The organism is Nocardia anaemiae NBRC 100462, from assembly GCF_001612725.1.
In the GTDB taxonomy this organism is placed as follows: Bacteria; Actinomycetota; Actinomycetes; order Mycobacteriales; family Mycobacteriaceae; genus Nocardia; species Nocardia anaemiae.
In genome coordinates this window covers 1-20808 of the sequence record NZ_BDAZ01000076.1, presented here as the reverse complement: position 1 = coordinate 20808, position 20808 = coordinate 1, and the positions used below count along the sequence as shown (strand labels likewise).

At 64.2% G+C, this 20808-nt stretch carries 19 protein-coding genes and 1 pseudogene; 10 read left to right on the top strand and 10 right to left on the bottom strand.

Annotation, left to right across the window (positions count from 1 at the left end; all coding sequences use genetic code 11):
• Positions 1–5 precede the first annotated feature (5 nt).
• The 4 genes from NA5_RS34465 to NA5_RS34445 all read right to left on the bottom strand — a co-directional run bounded on the left by NA5_RS34465 (position 6) and on the right by NA5_RS34445 (position 2735).
• Positions 6–203: a ferredoxin gene (locus NA5_RS34465; protein ID WP_062993220.1), complete on the bottom strand. Its 198-nt coding sequence runs from the start codon at positions 201–203 to the stop codon at positions 6–8.
• A 17-nt stretch (positions 204–220) separates the two neighbouring features.
• Positions 221–1405, bottom strand: coding sequence for a cytochrome P450 (locus NA5_RS34460; RefSeq protein WP_157110803.1), 1185 nt, complete (start codon positions 1403–1405; stop codon positions 221–223).
• A 20-nt stretch (positions 1406–1425) separates the two neighbouring features.
• A complete protein-coding gene (locus tag NA5_RS34455; RefSeq protein WP_062993218.1) occupies positions 1426–1782 on the bottom strand; it encodes a DoxX family protein in 357 nt (118 codons plus the stop codon).
• 293 nt (positions 1783–2075) lie between these two features.
• Positions 2076–2735 (bottom strand): TetR/AcrR family transcriptional regulator, encoded by a 660-nt coding sequence (locus NA5_RS34445; protein WP_062993216.1) that lies wholly within the window; start codon positions 2733–2735, stop codon positions 2076–2078.
• 246 nt (positions 2736–2981) lie between these two features.
• Here NA5_RS34445 and NA5_RS34440 point away from each other — a divergent pair, with 246 nt between their 5' ends.
• The 3 genes from NA5_RS34440 to NA5_RS34430 are packed head-to-tail and all read left to right on the top strand — an operon-like array spanning position 2982 to position 5643.
• The gene (locus NA5_RS34440) at positions 2982–3503 is read left to right on the top strand and encodes a flavin reductase family protein (RefSeq protein WP_062993240.1); all 522 of its coding nucleotides are present in this window, start codon (positions 2982–2984) and stop codon (positions 3501–3503) included.
• A 50-nt stretch (positions 3504–3553) separates the two neighbouring features.
• Entirely contained in the window at positions 3554–4405 is an 852-nt protein-coding gene (locus NA5_RS34435) for a fumarylacetoacetate hydrolase family protein (protein ID WP_062993215.1), read from the top strand.
• Between the two features lie 41 nt (positions 4406–4446).
• Positions 4447–5643 carry an acyl-CoA dehydrogenase family protein gene (locus NA5_RS34430; protein WP_062993214.1) on the top strand — a complete coding sequence of 399 codons (1197 nt, stop codon included), beginning with the start codon at positions 4447–4449 and terminating at the stop codon, positions 5641–5643.
• Positions 5644–5795: 152 nt separating this feature from the next.
• Here the strand turns inward: NA5_RS34430 and NA5_RS42630 are convergent, their stop codons facing one another.
• The 3 genes from NA5_RS42630 to NA5_RS34415 form a co-directional block, all read right to left on the bottom strand.
• On the bottom strand, positions 5796–5885 hold the full coding sequence (locus NA5_RS42630) for a DAPG hydrolase family protein (RefSeq protein ID WP_307188892.1): 90 nt from the start codon (positions 5883–5885) through the stop codon (positions 5796–5798).
• Entirely contained in the window at positions 5870–6160 is a 291-nt protein-coding gene (locus NA5_RS41535; RefSeq protein WP_245672553.1) for a DAPG hydrolase family protein, read from the bottom strand. The genes NA5_RS42630 and NA5_RS41535 overlap by 16 nt, the downstream gene beginning before the upstream one ends.
• Positions 6161–6759: 599 nt before the next feature.
• Positions 6760–8139, bottom strand: a complete 1380-nt coding sequence (locus tag NA5_RS34415; protein ID WP_063813767.1) for an amidohydrolase family protein — start codon at positions 8137–8139, stop codon at positions 6760–6762.
• Positions 8140–8745: 606 nt separating this feature from the next.
• Here NA5_RS34415 and NA5_RS34405 point away from each other — a divergent pair.
• Positions 8746–8985, top strand: coding sequence for a hypothetical protein (locus NA5_RS34405; RefSeq protein WP_062993209.1), 240 nt, complete (start codon positions 8746–8748; stop codon positions 8983–8985).
• A 179-nt stretch (positions 8986–9164) separates the two neighbouring features.
• Here the strand turns inward: NA5_RS34405 and NA5_RS34400 are convergent, their stop codons facing one another.
• Positions 9165–10163: an NAD(P)H-dependent flavin oxidoreductase gene (locus tag NA5_RS34400; protein WP_062993208.1), complete on the bottom strand. Its 999-nt coding sequence runs from the start codon at positions 10161–10163 to the stop codon at positions 9165–9167.
• A 254-nt stretch (positions 10164–10417) separates the two neighbouring features.
• Between NA5_RS34400 and NA5_RS34395 the strand changes: the two genes are divergently transcribed.
• Positions 10418–10981 (top strand): PadR family transcriptional regulator, encoded by a 564-nt coding sequence (locus NA5_RS34395; RefSeq protein WP_062993207.1) that lies wholly within the window; start codon positions 10418–10420, stop codon positions 10979–10981.
• 1168 nt (positions 10982–12149) lie between these two features.
• Here the strand turns inward: NA5_RS34395 and NA5_RS34390 are convergent.
• Complete coding sequence (locus tag NA5_RS34390; protein ID WP_157110801.1) at positions 12150–13244, bottom strand: Fic family protein; 1095 nt, start codon at positions 13242–13244, stop codon at positions 12150–12152.
• A gap of 790 nt (positions 13245–14034) precedes the next feature.
• Here NA5_RS34390 and NA5_RS34385 point away from each other — a divergent pair.
• The 3 genes and pseudogenes from NA5_RS34385 to NA5_RS42625 all read left to right on the top strand — a co-directional run bounded on the left by NA5_RS34385 (position 14035) and on the right by NA5_RS42625 (position 15493).
• The gene (locus NA5_RS34385; RefSeq protein ID WP_157110800.1) at positions 14035–14460 is read left to right on the top strand and encodes a hypothetical protein; all 426 of its coding nucleotides are present in this window, start codon (positions 14035–14037) and stop codon (positions 14458–14460) included.
• 3 nt (positions 14461–14463) lie between these two features.
• Positions 14464–14766 (top strand): annotated as a pseudogene (locus tag NA5_RS43380) (hypothetical protein); the annotation flags it as partial.
• Between the two features lie 355 nt (positions 14767–15121).
• Positions 15122–15493 (top strand): site-specific integrase, encoded by a 372-nt coding sequence (locus NA5_RS42625; RefSeq protein ID WP_245672549.1) that lies wholly within the window; start codon positions 15122–15124, stop codon positions 15491–15493.
• A gap of 988 nt (positions 15494–16481) precedes the next feature.
• Here NA5_RS42625 and NA5_RS39860 read toward each other — a convergent pair.
• Positions 16482–16613 carry a hypothetical protein gene (locus NA5_RS39860; protein ID WP_245672547.1) on the bottom strand — a complete coding sequence of 44 codons (132 nt, stop codon included), beginning with the start codon at positions 16611–16613 and terminating at the stop codon, positions 16482–16484.
• An 82-nt stretch (positions 16614–16695) separates the two neighbouring features.
• Here NA5_RS39860 and NA5_RS34375 point away from each other — a divergent pair, with 82 nt between their 5' ends.
• Complete coding sequence (locus tag NA5_RS34375) at positions 16696–17124, top strand: hypothetical protein (protein WP_218020223.1); 429 nt, start codon at positions 16696–16698, stop codon at positions 17122–17124.
• A gap of 103 nt (positions 17125–17227) precedes the next feature.
• On the top strand, positions 17228–20302 hold the full coding sequence (locus NA5_RS34370) for a tetratricopeptide repeat protein (RefSeq protein ID WP_157110799.1): 3075 nt from the start codon (positions 17228–17230) through the stop codon (positions 20300–20302).
• Positions 20303–20808 lie beyond the last annotated feature (506 nt).

Below are 20808 nucleotides of genomic sequence, written 5' to 3'. Positions count from 1 at the left end.
ACTGCTTACGAGATCTCCCGCAGCGCCGCGACGGGACAGGAGCCCACGGCTGTACGGGCAGCGCTAACGAGATCAGCGGGCACCTCGCCGCCGTCGAATCGGTAGACGAGCTCGGCATTGTCGTCGAGGCTGAACACCTCGGGCGCCTGCGCGGCGCACAGACCGTGTCCCTCGCACCGGGGGTAGTCGACGGAGATCTTCATGAAATGAATTCCTTCTATCAGGCTGGAATGAGTTGCAGGGGAAGGCGTTCGAAGCGGTGGATGATGTTGTTGACCGCCCACTCGGGTTCGCCGACGATCTCGATGCGCTGCACACGCTCGACGAGCGCGGTGAGCATGGCCTGCGTTTCCAGCCGCGCGAGACCCTGGCCTGCGCAACCGTGTATGCCGTGACCGAAGCCGAGTTGGCGGGTCGCGTCCCGGCTGATATCGAAGGTGTCGGGGTCGTCCCATTCCAGCGGGTCGCGGTTGGCCGAGGAGTAGATCACCACCACCCGCGAGCCCGCCGGGATGCTGGTTCCGGCGATGTCGGTATCACGAATTGTCTTGCGGGAGAACGCACGCAGCGGTGATTCGAATCGCACGACCTCGTTCACCGCATTCGGAATCCGCGTGGGGTCATCCTTCAGCAGCTGCCACTGCTCGGGGTGGCGTGCGAAGAGGTACATGGCGCTGGCGATAGCGCTGATCGTGGTATCCAGCGAAGGTGCCAGGTAGTCGACGAGCAGGGCGGGGCATTCGGCGCGGGAAAGCTTGCCCTCGTCGCAAGCCTGCAGCACATCCTCACCCACGCTGCCCGGCAGCAGGTCCCGTTCGCGGGCGAGCCGTCGCGTGAATTGCATCATCCCGATTCCCGACGGTGCGGTGCGGACAGACTGCCGGTTGAGTGGCCCGAGCGCGTCGAATGTGGCTCCCGCCCACCGCAATAGATGTTCCCGACCGTGCTGGGGCCAGCCGATCAGATCCGGCACGACCGACATCGGCAGTGCGGCCGCCAGTTCGGCACCGTCGATGCGTCCCTGCTCGACCGCCCGCTCGACGGCTGCGGCTGCCTGCTGGTCTATCGATTCACGCATCGCGCGCAGTGCCCGCGGGGATAACCGGCGGGCGAGCAACGCACGGCGGCGTTTGTGATCCTCGCCGTCGCTGTTGAGCGTGGTGCCTGTCGAGAGCCGGTTGGCCACCGGGTTCAACCCGACCCCGGCTCCGGAGATGAATGTCTGATCGTCGAGCAACACGGCTTTGCATTCGGCATAGCGCGGCAGCGCGTAGGCGCGTTGCTTGGCCAGCCACACCACAGGCCCCAACTCGCGCAACCGTGCATAGTGCGGATAGGGGTCGAGAATGCCCTGGCGCGAGTAGATATCGGCGCGATAGACCGGGACGTCGGCTTCATTACGCACTGGAACTCCTCTTCGAACGGTCAGAGATGTGCGCCGAACATGGTCACGACATAGGCCAGGGCAAGCACACCGACGCCGATCGCCGGCACGTACTCGGCCACACCGTCACCGACCTTCATATGGGAGATGACAGCGCCGATCATCAACAGCACCAGCCCGATTCCGGCAGCCGCCCCCAGCGGCCACCACATCATGCCGACCAGCACACCCAAGGCCCCGGCAATCGCCAGCACACCGATGCCACGGAAGGCGGTCACCGAGTAGCGCAAATGTGCGGCATTCTGCCGCATCGGCGCCACCGCCAGCACCTTGGCCGCGCCGAGCGGCAGAAACCCGAGCACCAACGGCACGGACAACACGATTGATGCGACTGTCATCGACGCATACCTACTTTCCCTTCGACTGCGCAGTGGCCAGCGCCTCTGCCGCGCTCGAGCGGTGGACTACGACTCGGGTCGATGACACCGTCGGCGGTACCGATCGCCGCTCGGAGGCCGACCTTTGCTGCGCCACCGATGTCCACACCGGGCCATCGACAACTTCAAATCTTCTGATGATATCGTCACTCATGACCAAAGCATTCGTCAAGCAATCTGAATATTTCGTCAGTATCGACGCATCACAGAGGACATAGTTCACCCCATCCGTTCGCGAAAATATTTGCTGGACTTCAGGTTTCAGAGAGCTCATCGAGAAACGGCCGAAGCGCCGCTTCCACGTCGAGAGTGGGGTCGAGTGCGGCGGCCGAACGCAGCGCCGCCACAGTCAGTTGCACGAGGCATTCGACAACAGCGTCGACGTCGAACGGTTCGTCGTTCTGCAGCCAATAGACAGCGGCCTCGTCGATCGCGCCGACGATCGACCGAATCATCATGCGCAAGGCCCGATTCTGCGGGTCGAGCCCCAGCAGCGCGATCCAGGCCTCGATGGTCTGCCACCGACCCGTCTCGAGCATTTCCCAGGCCTCGGGGTCCGCACCCCGGCCACCCAGCACCAGGCGCAATGCGAGTCCCCGATGCGCGGCCAGATACCGGAACTGCCCGGTGAATGCGCCACGAATCCGATCGACCGGCGAGATTTCGGGACGCTGGGCATGGATCCGCAAGAGGCGATCGGTCGCATCTCGTATCGCCTCCAGGTAGATGCCGCGCTTGTTGCCGAAGTAATGGAACAGCAACCCGTGGGCTGCGCCGGCAGCTCGGCAAATGTCGGCGACCGCCACTTCGCCGTAACTGCGTTCGGCGAACAACTCGACGGCCGCATCGATTAGGCGCTGGCGGGTTTCGGCGGCCTGCGCCGCGCGCGTAGTGAGTCGGCCGTCCCCAATCATCGCAGCCCTTCCATCGACGATCCTTCCGTACTCAATAGCTCGATGACCTGGGAAAAACAGGTTGATTTCGAGTCATTGACATGAAATCAATATAACAGCTACGCTGTTACCGAAATCAGATGTGACCCGGCTCACCATAGACCGCAGTGGCCCGCTCAGCACTGCATGTCGTGTATCGCGCAGGCCGGATCGCGCATGGAGTCGGCCATCAATGGCTGCCGCGCGACGATTACCAGGAGTAATTCGATGAGCAAGAATCTCGAGACCGCAGCCCCATCGGCATCCTTGCCGGCGCCCAGCGGACCAGAACAACTTCGGCTGACCTTCGGCTGTTTCCCCAGTGGCGTAATCGCGGTCGGCGCGATGCGGCAACAACGGCCGACGGGCATGGTCGTCAGCTCTTTCACCTCGGTGTCGCTGGACCCGGCACTGGTCTCGATCTGCGTCATGAACGGCTCGCGGACCTGGGCGGTACTGCGCGGCGCGCCCAGGCTGGGGCTCAGCATCCTGGGTGCCGAGCAGGAGTCGATGTGCCACCAGCTGGCCTCGCGTTCCGCGGATCGGTTCGCGGGTGTGGATTACCAGCACACTGCCGAGGGCGCCGTGCTGTTGCCCGGCGCGACAGCATGGCTCGACTGCTCCCTACACGACGAGTTTCGCGCAGGTGATCACACGATCATCGTGCTCGCCATCCGCGGTCTGCAAGCACTCCCCACCACCCGACCTCTGGTCTTCCACGGCTCGCGGTATCACCGGCTTGTCGCCTGATGGCCCTCGAATCCAGCAGCACCACAACACTTTCAATCTAAGGACAGGCAATGAAGATCGCTAACCTCGGTGGCAGGCTGGTCATCGTGATCACGGCGGGAGCCGTCGACGTCGAACGCGCCAGCGGCGGCCGCTTCACCGCGGATCCGCAGGCGGTCTACGAGCGTTGGACCGCGTTCCAGCAGTGGGCCGACGGCGCAGACCTTTCCGACGCCGAGCCGTTCGACCCCGCACTACTGTTGCCTCCGGCACCGCGCCCACCGCAGATCTTTGCCATCGGACTGAACTACCGTCAGCATGCCGCCGAGTCCGGTCTCGATCTGCCGAGCGACCCGCTCGTGTTCACCAAGTTCGCGAGCTGCCTGACCGGTGCCCACAGCAGCATTCCCGTGCCGCCCGACGGAACCGCCGACTGGGAGATCGAGCTGGCGGTCGTGATCGGCATCGGCGCGCGCAACGTCTCGGCCGACCACGCCTGGGAGCATGTCGCCGGGGTCGCGGTGGCCCAGGACATCTCCGAGCGGGCCATCCAATTTCGAGGTCCCGCACCGCAATACAGTCTCGGCAAATCTCTTCCCGGCTACGGCCCGATCGGCCCCTGGCTGGTCACCCCCGACGAGCTGCCCAATCCCGACGACCTGCACATGACCTGCACGCTCAACGGAGAGGAAGTGCAGAAGACAAGTACCAAAGACATGATCTTGCCAGTGCCGCAGCTGATCTCCTGGTTGTCGGCCTTGCTCCCGCTGCTGCCGGGTGACCTGCTGTTCACCGGCACACCCGCGGGCATCGGCAGCGCGATGAATCCGCCGCGCTTCCTGGAGCCCGGCCAGACCCTGATCAGCCGGATCGACGGTGTCGGCGAACTGCGAAACCCCATCGTTGCCGCCGATCCGGCGTGATCCTGCCGAATTTCAACCACCACAGTAATTTTGGAGTACGCATGACCACCGTAGAGAATGACCGGACCGAGACCATCGAGGATGTGCTCACGCGCATCGCCGAGTTGGCGCCGCTGATCCGGAAGAATGCCGCCGCCGGCGAATCGGACCGGCGAGTATCCGAGGAGACGATCGCGGCGCTGAAGGAAGCCGGAGCGTTCCGCATCGTGACGCCACGGCGTTTCGGTGGCCTGGAGACCAGCTTGCGCTCACTGCTGGATGTGTCGTCGGCGGTCGCCGAGTCCGACGGCGGCGCGGCATGGGTAGTCACGCTGTCGAACACCAATGTCTGGACCTCCGCCCTCCATACCGGTCCCGGCCTCGACGAGCTGTTCGCCGACGGTCCCGACACGATTGTTTCCGGCGTGCTGGCACCCTCGGGCAAAGTCCGCAAGGTGCCCGGCGGCTACCGGGTGGACGGACGCTGGCCCTACGCCTCGGCCAGTCTGCACGCCGATTGGACTACCAACGGGGCACTACTGGTCGACGACAACGATCAGGTGCTCGACCAGGTCGCGGTGGCGATCCCCCGGGCAGACTTCCGGGTCGAGGACACCTGGTACGTCGCGGGAATGCGCGCGTCCGGCAGCAACACCATCGTCGTCGAGGACGTGTTCGTTCCCGAGCATCGCGTTGCTTCGCTCGGCCCGTACCTGGCTGGTGCGCACATCTCCGCCCATCCCGAAGCGCCCCTCTACCAGGGGGCCTTGACGTCGTTTCTGAACACGGCGGTCACGGGGCCGCAGTTGGGTCTCGGCCGGGCCGCCCTGAACCTGGTCCGCACCAAGGCGGCGGAAAAGGCACTGGCGTACACCACGGTCACCCGGCAAGCCGACTCCGTCGCCTTCCAAATGCTGGTCGCCGAGGCCGCGATGAAGATCGAAACCGCCCACCTGCACGCCTACCGTGCTGCCGATGACGTCCAAGCGCACGCGGACGCCGGAGTGTTCCCGGAGCTCATCGCCCGCGCCCGGATTCGCGGTGATGTCGCGATCACCTTGCGCAGTATCAACGAGGCGCTGAACATCCTGCTCGATGCACACGGCGCCGCATCGTTCGCCGAAGTCAATGCCATGCAGCGAATTTGGCGTGATTCCAACGTCGCCGCACGGCACGCGGTGACCCTGCCCCACGTCTCGATGGAAACCTACGGCAAGGCCTTGCTCGACATCCCTGAGCACATCACACCGCTCATCTGAGCAGCTCTATCTGGTCGTGGATGTCACCACACCTGGGAATTGCGAGCACGCCCCAGGTGTGGTGCCTCGGAAGATTGGTGCCGCCGGAGGGAATTCACTGGGTGCCCTCGAAGTCCAACGACGCTCTGGGTTCAACCCTTGAATCTCTGGGTTCAACCCTTGTATTGGGCGTAGAGCTTGGGCAGGAACCGGGCGAGATGGTTCATCTCTTGGCCGCAGTGCATCATCAGATCGCGAGCCAGATCCAGGCCGGGCTGCAGGTCGCGTACGTCGGCCGCAGCACCGCGCTGGACGGCTCGCGCAGTTTGGTCAGGGCGACATACTTGGCTCGATCGGGCATTGGCTGTGCGGCTTTGTCGACGGATGCTTCGCTGAGCATGTGCGCATCGGGATACCACAGCTTGTAGCGAGCCGACTCCACTGAATGCCAGCCGAACCACCAATCCCACAGATGCCGCGCAAACCCGCGGCATCTCGGTGCGCACTGCGACCGCAATGCCGGAAGCTGTTTGCCCATAACCAGTTTCGATCGGCGAATAACCCGTCGGCGCGAGATCGGCTGCCAGCACCGAGAAATCGGGAATCCGTTCGACCAGCGTCGGCGGCCCAGCATAGGCATCGGTGACACCAACTGCGGCGCGGCGGTCCGAGCGGCCATGAGGCGCTCGAAATGGCCACCGAGGAGCTGTTCGCCCAGGACATGGCCCTCGCCACGCGCTATATACGGCCGACAGAGGCCCCAGCTCCAACCCTGGCAGAGCTAGCGGTCAGCCTCATCGCCGAAATGACCGCACCAGATGTTCGATACCGGGTAGTCGCCAGGCGTCACCTACTCGCCGAAGCCCGCACGTATTGCGCAGCCGCTTCGAGACCTCACGAGCAGCGTTAGTCGACGTTGTCCTCGACCGAATTCGGCAAACCGGCTCAGCGGTCGGCATCACGATTGCCGAGCTATGGATCGTGGTGATAAACGGGAGAGGTTGCGCCCAGCAGCGATCCACCTCGTGACCGCAATCGTGGCGACAGTGAGCGACCGGAATCTCGACGCACTCGGGCATGATGGAAACCGATGCACGAGTCCGATCGTTCGAGCTGCTGTGGCCTCGCAGGCGCGACTTAGTTGTGCCGTGTTTGTTCGCGGAGGGCTCGGTGCACGACGCGGCGAACGATGTGACGTCGCGTTTGCGCAAGGACGCCGCTGGACTGGGCGGCGCGTACGAGTCGTTCGCCGGACTGCTCTAGCTGACTGGCGATAGCGGGAATACTGGGGTCGGTCAGGGCGTGGTCGCGTTTGCGCCATTGGCCCGCGACCATGACTGCCTCGATGTTGGCGGTGTTGGCCTGCAGGACAGCAGCGATGGGGTTGTGGGCCGGCCTGAGATTCAACGCTCGGGCGTCGACGACAACCAGGTCGGCTTGCATACCCGGCTGGATGCGACCGATCTGGTCGTCCAATCCGAGCGCGCGGGCACCCTCCGTCGTTATCCACTCCAAGGCGTGCTTGCTGGTCACATGGATGTCGGGGGTACCGAGTCCCGTGCCGCGGTGGGCATCGTCGTGGGCGAGGGCACGTTGGCGGGCCAGGGCGATGCGTGCGGAGGTGAGGATGTCCCCGGCGACCGCGGCTTCGGTGTCGGTACCCAGTGACGTGGCGCAGTCGAGGGCCCGCAACTCTTCGATGATGGTGGTGCAGTGCCCCTGCGCAAGTTCGTTTTCCGGCGTCGATGTGAAGCTCACACCGGCATCGACAAGCGTTTTCAGCAGATCGCCGGTAATCCCGGTGCCGTGCACGACATTAATGCGGGGCCCCCACAACCCGGCGGCACTGGCAAGCCGCCAGCCCGGCCCGGGACGACCGGCGCTTTGGTGCATCGAAACGAGCACACCGCGCTCCGCGCCAGCCCGCAGATCTGATAATGCGACTTCGGGGGGCGATAACTGGGGCCCTTTGATGGCCATCCCCACCGTGAGCAAACTGCTGCTGGCGCTGGGCCCATCCAACAAACGGTCCACTTCGCCCACATTGTGCGGCTTACCTGCCCCACCGTGGGAAGTGCCGTGCAAAAAGACCGCACGGATACCGGCTTGGAGTAGCGCCTCGATGGCGGCATCAGCATGCTCGGGCGTCCGACAGTTGTGGCACCAGTCGCCCACTGTGGTTACACCGCTGCCGATTTGGTTCAACGCGCCCGCCAGGGTGCCGATATGGATATCCGCCGGGCTGTAGTGGCGGGCGAAATCTCCATGGGCTCGGGTCAGGTATTCGAGCAGGCTCCAGTCGGCGGCGACGCCGCGCAGGCCGGTTTGCCAGGTGTGGATATGAGCGTTGACGAACCCCGGAACGATGATCCGGTCGGCAAAGTCGACGACGTCGGCGTCGATGTCGTCGAGGCCTTCGCCGACGGCGAGGATCCGATCACCATCGATGAGGATGTCGGCGCGTTCGGCGTCGGGACGCCCTGAAGCCATCGTGATAACTCGAGCGCCGCTCAACATTGTGCGACTCACTTAGCCTCCAAATTTTGCGGGCCGTCAACCCGAAAGCGCGGGCCGAACGCGCTGACGTGCCACAAGAACCCAAAACCTTAACTTTCCGGTTACATCGTAACCGAAATATGCTCCAGCCGCCAGCACAACCGCGATTCGAAAACGGTATGCGATGGCTCGACAGTCGGAAGCGATCCGGGCCGCCCGGCTCGCAGACGATGCTCGACAAGATGACCGAGTTCCTGGCCAACACCAGCAGCACACTCGGGCAACAACGGATCAGTTGGCCGACAGCCTTATCGAGCGCCGCTGACCGTGATTCCGCCCATGCCACAACCCATTTGAAGCAGCCGACGGACCGAAACCGAGGCAACCGATAGGCCACGCCAGTTGAGCTGATCGGCATAAACCGACACGGAATCAGAGGGGCGTAGATGCGGAATCAATTCGAGGTAGACACGGAAAAAGACGATGGACCGCCAGATGCGCCACAGCCTAGCGGTCCATCACCATGGACCCACCTCGCGGCGAACGAGCTTTCCGGCGGGCCCTTTCAGGAGATCCTCCACTACCCAAACACGGCGCGACTACTTGTAGGGCGCCAAAAGGCCGCCAATGAAGTCGCGCAACTCCTCCTGCGACGCGACGCGGCCTGGCTTCAGCACCAACTGCGGCGCCTACTTCCTGGCCCAGCTCAGCGTGCTCGATCTGGTGAACCTCGAGGCGTTACACCGACGCCGAGGGCTTCGCCGCCCACCGCAATACGAGCACTTCCGAACCCTGGGCATCGACGGAATCGTTCCGCGCCTAAATCGTCGGCAGGTCGATACCTACCCGATCGCCGCGGCGGGCTGACGGTCACCGCGTGCTGCTCGTCGGCGTGCCGGAACCCTTTCCGCGACAGGAAGACCCGGTTTACCGCCGAATACCCGCTTTCCCGGCGCAGCGATCGCGTTGCCGGGAAAGCGGGTATTCGGCTCAGCGGCCGGTGGGCTCCGGAATTTTGTATTTCTTTGGCCGGGGAGTCTCGAGGGTCAGGCCGGCTGCGCGACGGCGTCGGCCCGCATGGCCTTGCGGGCGAGGTCCTCGAGCGCCTCGTCGTATTGGGCTTTGAGACGGGCCACCAAGTCCGCGACGGTGAGGTTTTGCTTGATCGCGCCGATTCCCTGCCCGGCGCCCCAGATGTCTTTCCAAGCTTTGGCGCTCGTATTGCCGCCGGAGCCGAAGTTCATGACGGAGGGGTCGGAGTGGGGGAGGTTGTCCGGGTCGAGGCCGGCGGCGACAATGCTACCGCGCAGGTAGTTGCCGTGGACGCCGGTGAACAGGTTGCTGTAGACGATGTCCTTGGCGCTGGAGTCGACGATCATCTGCTTGTAGTCCGCAGCCGCCGCGGCTTCGACGGTCGAGAGAAATGCCGAACCGACATAGGCGAGGTCGGCGCCCGCGGCTTGGGCGGCGAGGATGGAACGCCCGTGGGCGATGGCGCCGGACAACAGCACGGGCCCATCGAACCACTCGCGGATTTCCTGAATGAGCGCGAACGGCGACTGTGTGCCGGCGTGGCCGCCGGCGCCGGCGGCCACGGCGATGATGCCGTCGGCGCCCTTTTCGATTGCCTTTCGAGCGAACTCGTTGCTGATCACGTCGTGCAGCACGATCCCGCCGTAGGAGTGGACGGCGTCGTTGATCTCCGGGCGCGCACCCAAGGAGGTGATCACGATGGGCACTCGGTGCTGCACGATCACGTCCATGTCGTGTTCGAGACGGTCGTTGCTCCGGTGGACGATCTGGTTGACGGCGAACGGCGCGACGGTTGCGTCGGGGTTCGCCGCCGCGTACGAGGCGTTCTCCTCGGTGATGCGATCGAGCCAGTCCGCCAGCAGTGCGGCTGGGCGGGCATTGAGCGCCGGAAAGGATCCGATGACCCCGGCCTGACACTGGGCGATCACCAGCTCGGGTCCGGAGCAGATGAACATCGGTGAGGCCACTACGGGCAGTGTCAGGCGACCGGACAGAGCGGCGGGTAAAGCCATGATGGGAGTTCCTTCGAAAAGTTCGGAAGGGTTGTCTCGCGGCGGTTAGGGCCGCATAGCGCTGCGCTACGACGAAGCTATCGACGCCACCGCCGTTAATGCAATAAGTTGCATAAACCTGTGTTGCCCATCACGCTACGCAGCCACGAGTTCCAGCGATCGTTCCGCTGCGCGGAGGCATCCAGCCTCTGCCGCAACCTCCGGCCGCAGATACACGCACGATCAACTCGTTCGGCGCTCTCTACCATGGGCCCGTGGCACTGCAGTTCGCGATCCTCACCGCGCTGACCGAACGGCCCTCGACCGGCATCGAGCTCGCTCGGCGCTTCGACCGGGCGTTCGGATACTTCTGGTCGGCCACCCACCAGCAGATCTATCGCGAATTGGATCGACTCAACGGTGGCGGCTTGGTCGCCGAGGTCGCGCAGCCGCAGGCGCCGGGGCGTGGTCAGCCAAAGCGCTTCTCGATCACGTCGGCGGGCACCGCCGCGCTTCGCCGTTGGGTGGGCGAGGTCGACGAGCCGCCGCAGCAGCGAGAGACATTGCTGATCAGGTTGCGAGCCGCAGCCGCCACCGGAGACTTCGAGAGTGTCCGCGAGGTTGTCGCGCACCACCTAGAGGTGCACGAAAGGACGTATGCGACCTACCGGGAGATCGAGGCACGTGATTTCTCGGTGGTCGGCGACGACGCCGACGCGATGAGGCACCTCGTCCTGAAGGCCGGCCTCGGGACGGAACGGGTCTGGGTCGACTGGTGTCGGGAAGTCATCGAAACCCTCGATGCCATGCAGGCGCCGAGTGAATCGCGATCGAACTGAGTCTCGGCCGACAATCCTCGTCACCTCGCGGGCGATCACGGCGTGGGGAACGGCTGCCGATCCCTGATTGCCTGCCGGTCTGCCCGAATCGGGGTCGCGGCGGTCGGCTACCTCGGCTCTTGCCTTGCGAAGCGCTGTACGACGTCGGGGCGTTCGCGCAGCTGTCCGGGGTAGCCGGGGCCCATGCGCAGGCGGGATCCTCCATCGGCACGGGCTGGTCGCAGTGCTCGCAGACCACCTTGACCTGTGTGGCATGGCCGCACACGGTGTGATGCACGATCACCGGGGGCTCTATTCGTCGGCGAGCCAGCGATCGCCCCGTTTCGAAATCGCCCGTACCACAATCCAAAAGGCGACACCCTTTTCGGCCTACATCACAGGTACGGTCCTCGACGTCGACGGCGACACCCAACTCGGTGATGACAGTCGCAACTCCATCAACTCGGCTTGGCCTGGCCTCCGGAAGGCTCTCGCATGCAGCGCAGTCGCCCGACTGTTCACCAACCCCGCCTCGAAGCCGCGATGCTCGGCGTGCCCCACTCGGCCCATGGGAAGAAGTAGCCGCAGTGGTCGCGCTCGCACCGGTGCCGACGCGACCGCCGACCACTTGCGCAACTTCGTCAAGGTTTGCGTGGCGGGGACTGCCCCGGCTTTGGTTAACTCCTGACCTGTGAGGACATGGACCTCGCCGGAAGGATGTCCATCATGCCCAAGCGGTATCCCGCGGAGGTCCGCCGCGACGTGGGCGCCGTGGCCCAGGACAACGCGGCCTGCACGCGCCGTAGCGGCTGGCTTACGGGTCGCGTCCTGTTCGGTGGTGCGAGGGTCACAGCGAGCCGTGGATGGGTGGCCCATATGCCGCAGGTTCACCCGACCGATCGTTCTCGGCGGAACGTACGTGCGCTAACGGACCACGATGCGCCTGTCGCACCGCCCAGACCAAACCAAACAGCGCGGGTCGCGACAACACGGTGCGTCGGCGAGATCTATTGTCCGCTTCGGCGCTACCTTGCGCCCGGCCTCACTCCCAATGGCTGACGCACGTCGATGCCGCTCCGGACATCTATGGCAGCTGACCATGCACGAACTACAACTTGAGGTGTACACAAAGTATTGGGCCGAAACTTCACATGTCTGGCTCATGTGCGAAGTTTCTTTCCATATGCCTTTAGCCCGTGGGCTCGGTCCTGACCAGCAGTTTCAGGAACTCGCGGTTGATGAACAACCGGTCGCGACCGATCTTCAGGTCCTGAAGCAGGCCTGCCGTCACAAGATCCTGAAGCCAAGCGGTCGCGGTCGGTCGTGAAACTTTGCAGCGCTCGACCACGGTCTTGATCCGGCAGTAAGGCTGCTCGAACAGGATCAACTGCAACTCCGAGTTGGAACCGCCCTTCGAGGCTTCACGGGCCCGCTTGTTGAAATCATGCTGGAGCGAGCGAATGTCTTCGATCTTCCGCAGAGTCGAGCGCGACGTCCGCTCGATTCCAGTCAGGATGTACAGAATCCACTCTTCCCAGGCGCCCTCTGCGGTGACACTGCGCAGGAGCCGGTAGTAGTCCTGTTTGGTGTCGATGATGTATCGCGACAGGTACAGCACGGGCAGCCGCAGCAGCCCCGCCTCTACCAGCATGAGCACGTTGAGGATTCGGCCCGTCCTGCCATTGCCGTCGCTGAATGGGTGGATCGCCTCGAATTGGTAATGCGCCACCGCCATACGGACAAGGGCGTCCATCCCATCATCAGCGTGGACGAACCGCTCCCACTCGCTGAGCTTCTCGATGATCAGATCTTGGCCTTCTGGCGGACTGTAGGCGATAGTTCCCGTAGCCGTGTTACCGATCCGTGTTCCCGGCATCGCACGGACCTTCATCTCTCGGTCCTTGATCATGCTGCACACCGCCACGGCCGTGGTAGCGGTGAGGCCACGATCGAGAGTCGTCTCGAATCCGACCCGCAAAGCAGTTCGGTAGCGCAATGTCTCCCGCGTTGCCGGGTCCGCACCCGCGTCATCCTCCAGATGCCGGAACAGCGCGTCGGTCGTCGTCACGATGTTCTCGATCTCGGAACTTGCCTGTGCTTCCAACAAGGGGATCGTGTTGATCAGCACTGTGGGGTTCGGGATCGAAACAACAGCTTGGTCAAGCTGAGCCAGTGCCGCGTTCGCACCGATCGCCGCCTTGAGCACGGCTTTCGTCTCCAGTTCGTCCGCCGTGGGTGGGGGCGGAAGTTCGTTGTATGGGACCTCGGGGCTCCAATTGACCATGACGTGAACCATCGCACACAACCATTGTCATGTAAAGAAATGGCAGAAAATATTACAAGTCATCGGGATGTGTGAAGTTTCTTGGTTGATCGCGGGAGAGACCAGCTCGGCAGCTGCGCACAGCCCGAGCATCGAACGAGATGTTGCGGCTCCGGTGCTGCAGCCTCTACCCAAGTTGAGGCAGTCCACTCACCGAGGGGCCCCTGACCACGCTCGCCGAATTTTAGTGAGCGCCGTCAATTGTGGCCGAACTCACCCAATACTTCTGCCAAGGCCGACCAGCGACGAAAGCGGTTGGTGCAGCGTCTCGATCAACATCGTCGGGGTGAACGATGTATCTGACGGACCGAAGACCTGTATGACAACACCTGTCATCCGTGACAGCTCTCGCCATGCCTCCGTGCGGGTCTCACGCTGAGACCAAGCCACTGCTGCGCGGAGGGCAGCAGAGGTAATCAGACGAACCGCCTGATGATCAGATCGGATGTCGCGCATGCGCTGCACGATAACGATGCCTACCGACACTCTCAGAAAGCGAACGCTACGGGATGCACCCGCACGTCCGGCGCGCCCCTGCGTCAGCGGCGGACACACGCCAACGCTGCAGCACCCTAGCGGGCCAACGTGTTCGAATACCTCCCGAAATCGTTCACGCACCCGACGGTGCGGCTGATCGCACCTGGGCCGTGCGGTCGAGTGTCCCCCCGACGCGGAGGTAAACCCTTGGCCCACCCACAAGTCGAGTACTCCCGACCCAAACACCGGGTACTGCTGGAGGGTGGTCGGTGTCGTGCTGATCGCACCGGTCATCCCACCACAGACTCCACTGCACGAACTGATCCAAGCCATCCGCACCACGGCACGACCAGTCGCCGCACCCGTAGATCCCGACATCGTCTACAGCATGTGCACCATCGGCACCGCCGGACGCATCCACGACCGAGCAGTCCTCGACGCACTCCACTGGCCAACCGACACCCGACTCGGGATCCGCTGCGCCTACGACGCAATCCTGCTCGCCCACCGAACCGACTACGGCACCACACATGTCACACAGGGATACTTCCGGGTTCCCTTCCGGCAACGACGCCAAGCCAACCTCGACATCGGCGACAAAGTCCTGCTCGTCGCCCACCCACAACATCAGCAACTCACGATCTACCCACCACCAGCACTCCACCCATACTTCGGCCACCCACATGCGCTGGAGTCGTAGCCGATGACACCGACCATTCGCACCGCCGCGAATCCAACAGCCATCGACGCCACACGAATCCTGTTGTCACAGATCGGCATCACAGCCACCGATCTACTCACCGACACCCTAGCGGTACCCACCTTCGGTCAGGTGATCCCGAAACTACGGGACACCCTCACCCCAGGCACCCTGCGCACCTATAACACCCACCTCAACCACCTCGAAAACACCTGGCACAACCGCCAATTGGACACAGTAACCAAAGCCGACCTCGACGAAAAAGCCCGAGCAGCACAAGCGGCCAGCCGCGGCAGCGGCAACGGTGCCAGCGCACGCGAACACTTCATCAGCACCGTGCGCTGCCTCTACCGCTACGCCGAAGACAACAACTGGATCCACCCCACCCGAAACCCCGCCCGCCACCTAGCCATACCCACCCGACCGCCATCACACCGACAGGCGATCTCCTCCCCATTCCTCGCCGAGATCTGCCAAGTCGCCTCCCTCACCGGCAACGACCGCGAACTCGACGCCCTAATACTGCGGCTACACATCGAAACGGCCTGCCGCCGCAACGGCGCCCTCCGCCTACGCCCCAGCGACCTCGACCCACACCACTGCCTGATCCTGCTACGCGAAAAAGAAGGCATCGACCGGTGGCAACCCATCTCCCACCCTCATGCGCCACCTACTCCACCACGCCGAACAACGCCACAGCCCGCCCCACGGACAGCTGCTGCGCTACCGCAACGGCAAACCCATCACGACCCGCCGATACGACCACCTCTGGACCCGCATCGGAAAACACCTCCCCTTCGTCGCCACCCAACACATCAGCACCCACTGGCTACGCCACACCACCCTCACCTGGGTCGAACGCACCTTCGGCTACGCCACCGCCCGCACCTACGCAGGCCACCACACCCGAAAAACCCACGGCACCACCGCCACCTACGTCAAAGCCAACCTCCACGAAATCGCCGCAGCACTATCCGCACTCACCCAAGAACCCCACCCACTACTCACCACTGAACCCCCGATCACGCTCTGACAACTACGGTGCCGGTCCCCACCAACACCCGACCGGCACCACCCAGAGCAGCCCCCGACCAACGACTCCACCCCGGCCACAACACATTTGACTCAGACAACCCCGCGGCCGAACCACCCTACAGAAACCCGATGCCAGCCTCTACCACTCAGCTACTCACATTGAAATACTGAAAAGTATTGCAGATCAACAGAATACAACTATCGCCACATGATCACAGCCTCTGTGCTACGCTCCAGCTACGCACAATAGAAGCTACTCGTGCACACATCTGCACCAATATTGTTGCGGCTCCGTGATCGATTCCCCTCTCGCGCATTACTCGAGCACGTATTTGCATCAAATTTGATGCAAATACGTGCTCGATCACCTCCTCGCACACCCTCCCCGCTGGTTCGGGCAGTCAGACGTGGCCCAGATGCGACAGCGAAGCCGCTCGCGGCACACAGTTCCGTCATTGGTGACGCCGCTGCGTGCGCGAGTAGAAGGTCGCTCGCCTACTGACACGCGGCAACGGCACAACTGAGACGGACGCGTGCACGAGCGATCCCTCGCGCCCCGCTGACACGGGAATTGCACGAGCGAGCCGCACGGAATGTTTGCTGGACAGGGTCGACCACCCCAGCGATCCTGATCGAGCCCTCGGTCAGGCTGGTCGCAGGTTCTAGTCTCCTCAGGCGGTCTCAATCGATCCTTATCCTGCCTGATCACAACGGATTTCGCCGAAACCCGCGAGCTGAAGAACACCCATCGGATCCGAAAATTTCCCATCGAAAGTGTGAGATTTTGGTGAGATGGGTCGAGTCGGGAACCTGCGGTGGAAGACTTCCGCCGAGCACGAATCAGTGCCGCCCGGCGACTCGATTCTGACGGCCCGTCGGAATCACCGTGTCAGGTCCATCGGCGGTCGCGAGTCTGCGGTGGAGCTCGTCGGCGGTCGAGGCCGCCGCGGAAACCGGAGCGGCCCGCGCACGATTATCGAAGCGAATCACTCTGTGGCCGTTGCGATCATGTCGATCACCTCGGAGGTTGGGCGGACGTCGCCGAAGGAGCGGTAGATGGTGTGCAGGGTGGCGTTGTGGTCTTGGTCGCAGTGGGCGGCGTTGGCGTCGGCGAGCATGATGACGCGGTAGCCGAGGGTGCTGGCGTCGCGGGCGGATGATTCGCAGGTTTAAGTGGATGTGGTGGTTAATACTGGGTGGGTGCTGAGCAGACTGTGGGGGCTGGTTCTGGTCGTGGTGGGTGCAGTGGGCGTTGGGGTGGGGGTGTGGTTGTTTGTGTCGTTAGGGTTGGATGAGGGTGACAAGCTGGCCAGTGTGGCGGGTTTGTTCGTTGGTGTTGCGGCGCTGGGGGTTTCGGTCTATGGGCTGGTGCTCGCTCGCCGTGGTGATGCCGGTCGGCCGGTACAGTCGGTGACCGGCTCCTCGATCGGCGGCGGGGTGTCGGCGATCACGGATGTGGCTGGTGATGTGAAGATCCGCCGCGGTAGCCCTGCCGGAACACCACCTCCACCATCACCCTCGGCAAGTGGCCTGCCGGGAGTTCAGGCTGATCAGTCGGTTACCGACAGCAGTGTTGGTGGGTCGGTGGATCGGGTCAGTCGTGCCGGATCGGTCGAGATCGACGAGTGACCAAGTGAGGCTGGGTTGGTGGCGTCGCCGCGGCGGGGGGCAAACGGTTCGTGGTAGCGCGGTGGGCGGCAGCGTGATCTCGATTCGCGAGGTCGCTGGTGATGTGACAATCACCGAAACCACCACGGCCGCAGTAGGTTACCGGTACTGGTGTGAGCCGTGGCCTCGGCCGGTAGGGCTGGCGGTCGAGCAGGCCAGAGCACAGCCGTCGCTGTTGTTACGCCCGGATGCCGGGGTGGTGCGGTTCTTGGGTCGCGAGGACGAACTGACCGCGTTGGATCGGTGGCTGGCCAGCGATGTCCCGATCGGGGTGCGGTTGATCCACGGCGCCGGTGGGGAAGGTAAGTCGCGGCTGGCCAAACAGTTCTGCGAGAACGCCACTGCGGCAGGCTGGGTGGCGTGGCGAGTCGTGCACACCCTAGGCCACGCCGATGACTCGGGAGTGATCGGACTACGAGATCGCAACGCGATCGTTTTGGTGGTCGACGACGCGCACCGCTGGCCGGTCGGCGACCTGGACACCCTGATCCTCAACCTGCGCCGCATCAGTACAAGGGATTCGGTGCAGGTGCGGGTGCTGCTGCTGGCGCGTTCGAGTGGCGGGTGGTGGTCGACACTGTCGACACACTTGAGCGAGAACCGGGTACCGGCCAGTGTGGCGGCGTTGGCGCCATTGGGTCAGCGGTTCGACCGCGATCAGGTTTTCGACACCGCGGTGACCGGGTTCTCCCGGGCTCTCGACATCCGCGACCGCGCACCCAACCAGTACCGGGTCGGGGTCAACCTGCACCAGTTGGGGTTGGATTCGGTGCTGTCGATCCACATGGCGGCACTGGCCGCTATCCATTCGCGTATCCGCAACGTCGCCCCGGGCCATGAACCGGCGGCAGTGGCGGCCTATCTGCTCGACCGCGAATACACCGATTGGAGCGACCGTCTCGACGCCCGGACCATCACCACCGCCCCCGAAACGATGCGGCGGGTGGTGCTTCTCGCGAGTTTGACCGGCGGCATGCCCTACGCCGACGCCCGCGGTCTGCTCGTTTCGGTCGGGTTGGCCGCTGACGATGCCGCGGCGAGTCGGATCATCGATGACCACAGCCGCTGCTACCCGGCACCGTCCGGGGCCACCAGCACGGTGCTGCATCCGTTGCAGCCCGACCGGCTCGCCGAGGACTTCCTCGCCTTGACAACCCCGGGAAACCCCGCCGAGATGGGCCCGCTCCCGCCGGACCCGTGGACGTTCGAGGCCACCGGCCGACTCCTGCGCCGTACCCGCCAGGACGTGACACCGAGCTGGGTGAGTGCGGCGATCGTGCGCGTGGTCGAAGCCTCCGCGCGGTGGCCTCACCTGGCCGCGGCATTGCTGTATCCGAGCCTGCACGCCGACCCAACCCTCGCCATCGACGCCGGCGGGCCGACACTGATTCGGCTGGCCGATCTGCCCGAGATCCCCGCCCCGATCCTCACCAGCATCCATCAACACCTCACCGACCACCCCGGCCTGGACCCCACCGCCGCAGCCACGGCCATCGACACCGCACTCATCCCGCATCGCATCGCCGCAACCAACGACCCCGCCGAACTCGCCCACCTCTACCTTCGACACGCCCGACGGCTCGCCGACAGCCACCGCTACACCCCCGCCGTGACCGCCGCTGAACACGCCACCGACCTGTATCGTGCCCTCGCCGACACCGACCCCAGCCAATACCTGCCCTTTTACGCCGCCGCCTGCCATCAACTGGGACTACTCTCAGCCAGGCTCGGCCGCCACCATGACGGCCTCACCCATACCCAGACCGTGACTGCTATCCAGCGGCGCCTCGCCGAGACAGCCCCTGACACGCACCTGACCGAACTCGCTGGATCGCTGAGCAACCTCGGAAACCGCCTCGGTGAGCTGGGTCGCCACCACGAAGCCCTCGACTCCGTGCAGGAATCGGTCGCGATCTGGCGGGGGCTGGCCGAGACCAACCCCGACACCCATCTACCCGACCTGGCCCGTTCGCTGAGCAACCTCGCGATCAGCCTCGGTGAGCTGGGTCGCTACCACGAAGCCCTCGCCACCATCCAGGAATCGGTCGCGATCCGGCGGAGGCTGGCCGAGACCAACCCCGACACCCATCTACCCGACCTCGCCAGCTCACTGAACACCCTCGCGATCAGCCTCGGTGAGCTCGGTCGCCTCCACCAAGCCCTCGAACACGTGCAGGAATCCGTTGCGATCTGGCGGCGACTCGCCGACGCCAACCCCGACACCCATCTACGCGAACTGGCCAGCTCACTGGACAACCTCGGAAACCGCCTCGGCGGGCTCGGTCGCCACCACGAAGCCCTCGACTCCGTGCAGGAATCGGTCGCGATCTGGTGGCGACTCGTCGATGCCAACCCCGACACCCATCGACCCGACCTCGCCCGCTCACTGGGCAACCTGGCAATCCTCCTCGATGAGCTGGGGCGCCACCACGAAGCCCTCGACTCCGTGCAGGAATCGGTCGCGATCCGGCGGAGGCTGGCCGACGCCAACCCCGACACCCATCTACCCGACCTCGCCAGTTCACTGAGCAACCTCGCGATCAGCCTCGGTGAGCTGGGTCGCTACCACGAAGCCCTCGACTCCGTGCAGGAATCGGTCGCGATCCGGCGGGGACTGGCCGACGCCAACCCCGACACCCACCTGCCCAACCTCGCCAACTCACTGAACACCCTCGGAGTCCGCCGCGCTGTGCTGGGTCACAACATCGACGCCCTCGCCGCGATCCAGGAATCGGTCGCGATCTGGCGGGGGCTGGCCGACGCCAACCCCGACACCCACCTGCCCAACCTCGCCCATTCGCTGAATAACCTCGGAACCCGCCTCGGTGTGCTGGGTCGCCACGTCGATGCCCTCGACCCCGCGCAGGAATCGGTCGCGATTTGGCGGCAACTGGCCGACACCAGCCCCGATAGCCACCTGCCCGGCCTGGCCTACAGTTTGGTGTCCTTCGCGCGCGTGTCAGCAGGTACGGCGGCAGGAATTCTTCCAGCTTTCAACGCCATCCAAGAAGCGATCAACATCCTGGAAATCCTGGCCCAACGGCTTCCCGCAGCGCATGAACCCTGGCTTCGTGACGCTCGCCGAATCAACGCCGATATCCTCCAACGCCTGGCCGGCCAACAACCCACCAACCAGTAAGCGACCTGTCCCCGCTGAATGCTGCTGACAAAGCAGCTCGCCAATGCTCCGTACATCAACGTAAGGGACTGTCAGATGATCCAAACACTCCCTCGAGGAGGCGATCTCGGCGATTCCCAATGTCCATCGCGTCAGTGTCGACCCCGAGGTCCTATGCCACATCGGGGACCGAGCCGACGATCATCCCAGCGCACCCTCGAACGACCACGGTGCCCGTCCCCGTGTACCTGGCCTGTGTCAGCCGATCGTCCCGATGGCGTCCCGCAGCGCATTTCTCGCTCTATGGGGCGGGCTACAGGGGCTGACTCGGCCTTCCTCGACCGCATGCACCAATACAGCCCGCGGAAGGTAGCGCTGAGGTGGCGGCTCGGACCAGCCCCGCCAGCGGCACGCACCGCGCTTCGACGGGTGCTCAGGCGGGTGGACCGTAACGGAACCCTCCGGGCCGCCGACGGCCGACCGGGAGTTGCGAGCAGCGGCGAACTGTTGATCAGTGTGATGCTGGC

What these genes read in the sequence shown, in the direction of transcription:
- NA5_RS34465 (WP_062993220.1), bottom strand. Translation starts at nt 203, where the DNA reads ATGAAGATCTCCGTCGACTACCCCCGGTGCGAGGGACACGGTCTGTGC.
- NA5_RS34455 (WP_062993218.1), bottom strand. Translation starts at nt 1,782, where the DNA reads ATGACAGTCGCATCAATCGTGTTGTCCGTGCCGTTGGTGCTCGGGTTT.
- NA5_RS34445 (WP_062993216.1), bottom strand. Translation starts at nt 2,735, where the DNA reads ATGATTGGGGACGGCCGACTCACTACGCGCGCGGCGCAGGCCGCCGAA.
- NA5_RS34440 (WP_062993240.1), top strand. Translation starts at nt 2,982, where the DNA reads ATGAGCAAGAATCTCGAGACCGCAGCCCCATCGGCATCCTTGCCGGCG.
- NA5_RS34435 (WP_062993215.1), top strand. Translation starts at nt 3,554, where the DNA reads ATGAAGATCGCTAACCTCGGTGGCAGGCTGGTCATCGTGATCACGGCG.
- NA5_RS34430 (WP_062993214.1), top strand. Translation starts at nt 4,447, where the DNA reads ATGACCACCGTAGAGAATGACCGGACCGAGACCATCGAGGATGTGCTC.
- NA5_RS41535 (WP_245672553.1), bottom strand. Translation starts at nt 6,160, where the DNA reads ATGGGCAAACAGCTTCCGGCATTGCGGTCGCAGTGCGCACCGAGATGC.
- NA5_RS34415 (WP_063813767.1), bottom strand. Translation starts at nt 8,139, where the DNA reads ATGTTGAGCGGCGCTCGAGTTATCACGATGGCTTCAGGGCGTCCCGAC.
- NA5_RS34405 (WP_062993209.1), top strand. Translation starts at nt 8,746, where the DNA reads ATGAAGTCGCGCAACTCCTCCTGCGACGCGACGCGGCCTGGCTTCAGC.
- NA5_RS34400 (WP_062993208.1), bottom strand. Translation starts at nt 10,163, where the DNA reads ATGGCTTTACCCGCCGCTCTGTCCGGTCGCCTGACACTGCCCGTAGTG.
- NA5_RS34390 (WP_157110801.1), bottom strand. Translation starts at nt 13,244, where the DNA reads ATGGTCAATTGGAGCCCCGAGGTCCCATACAACGAACTTCCGCCCCCA.
- NA5_RS42625 (WP_245672549.1), top strand. Translation starts at nt 15,122, where the DNA reads ATGCGCCACCTACTCCACCACGCCGAACAACGCCACAGCCCGCCCCAC.
- NA5_RS39860 (WP_245672547.1), bottom strand. Translation starts at nt 16,613, where the DNA reads ATGCTCGCCGACGCCAACGCCGCCCACTGCGACCAAGACCACAACGCC.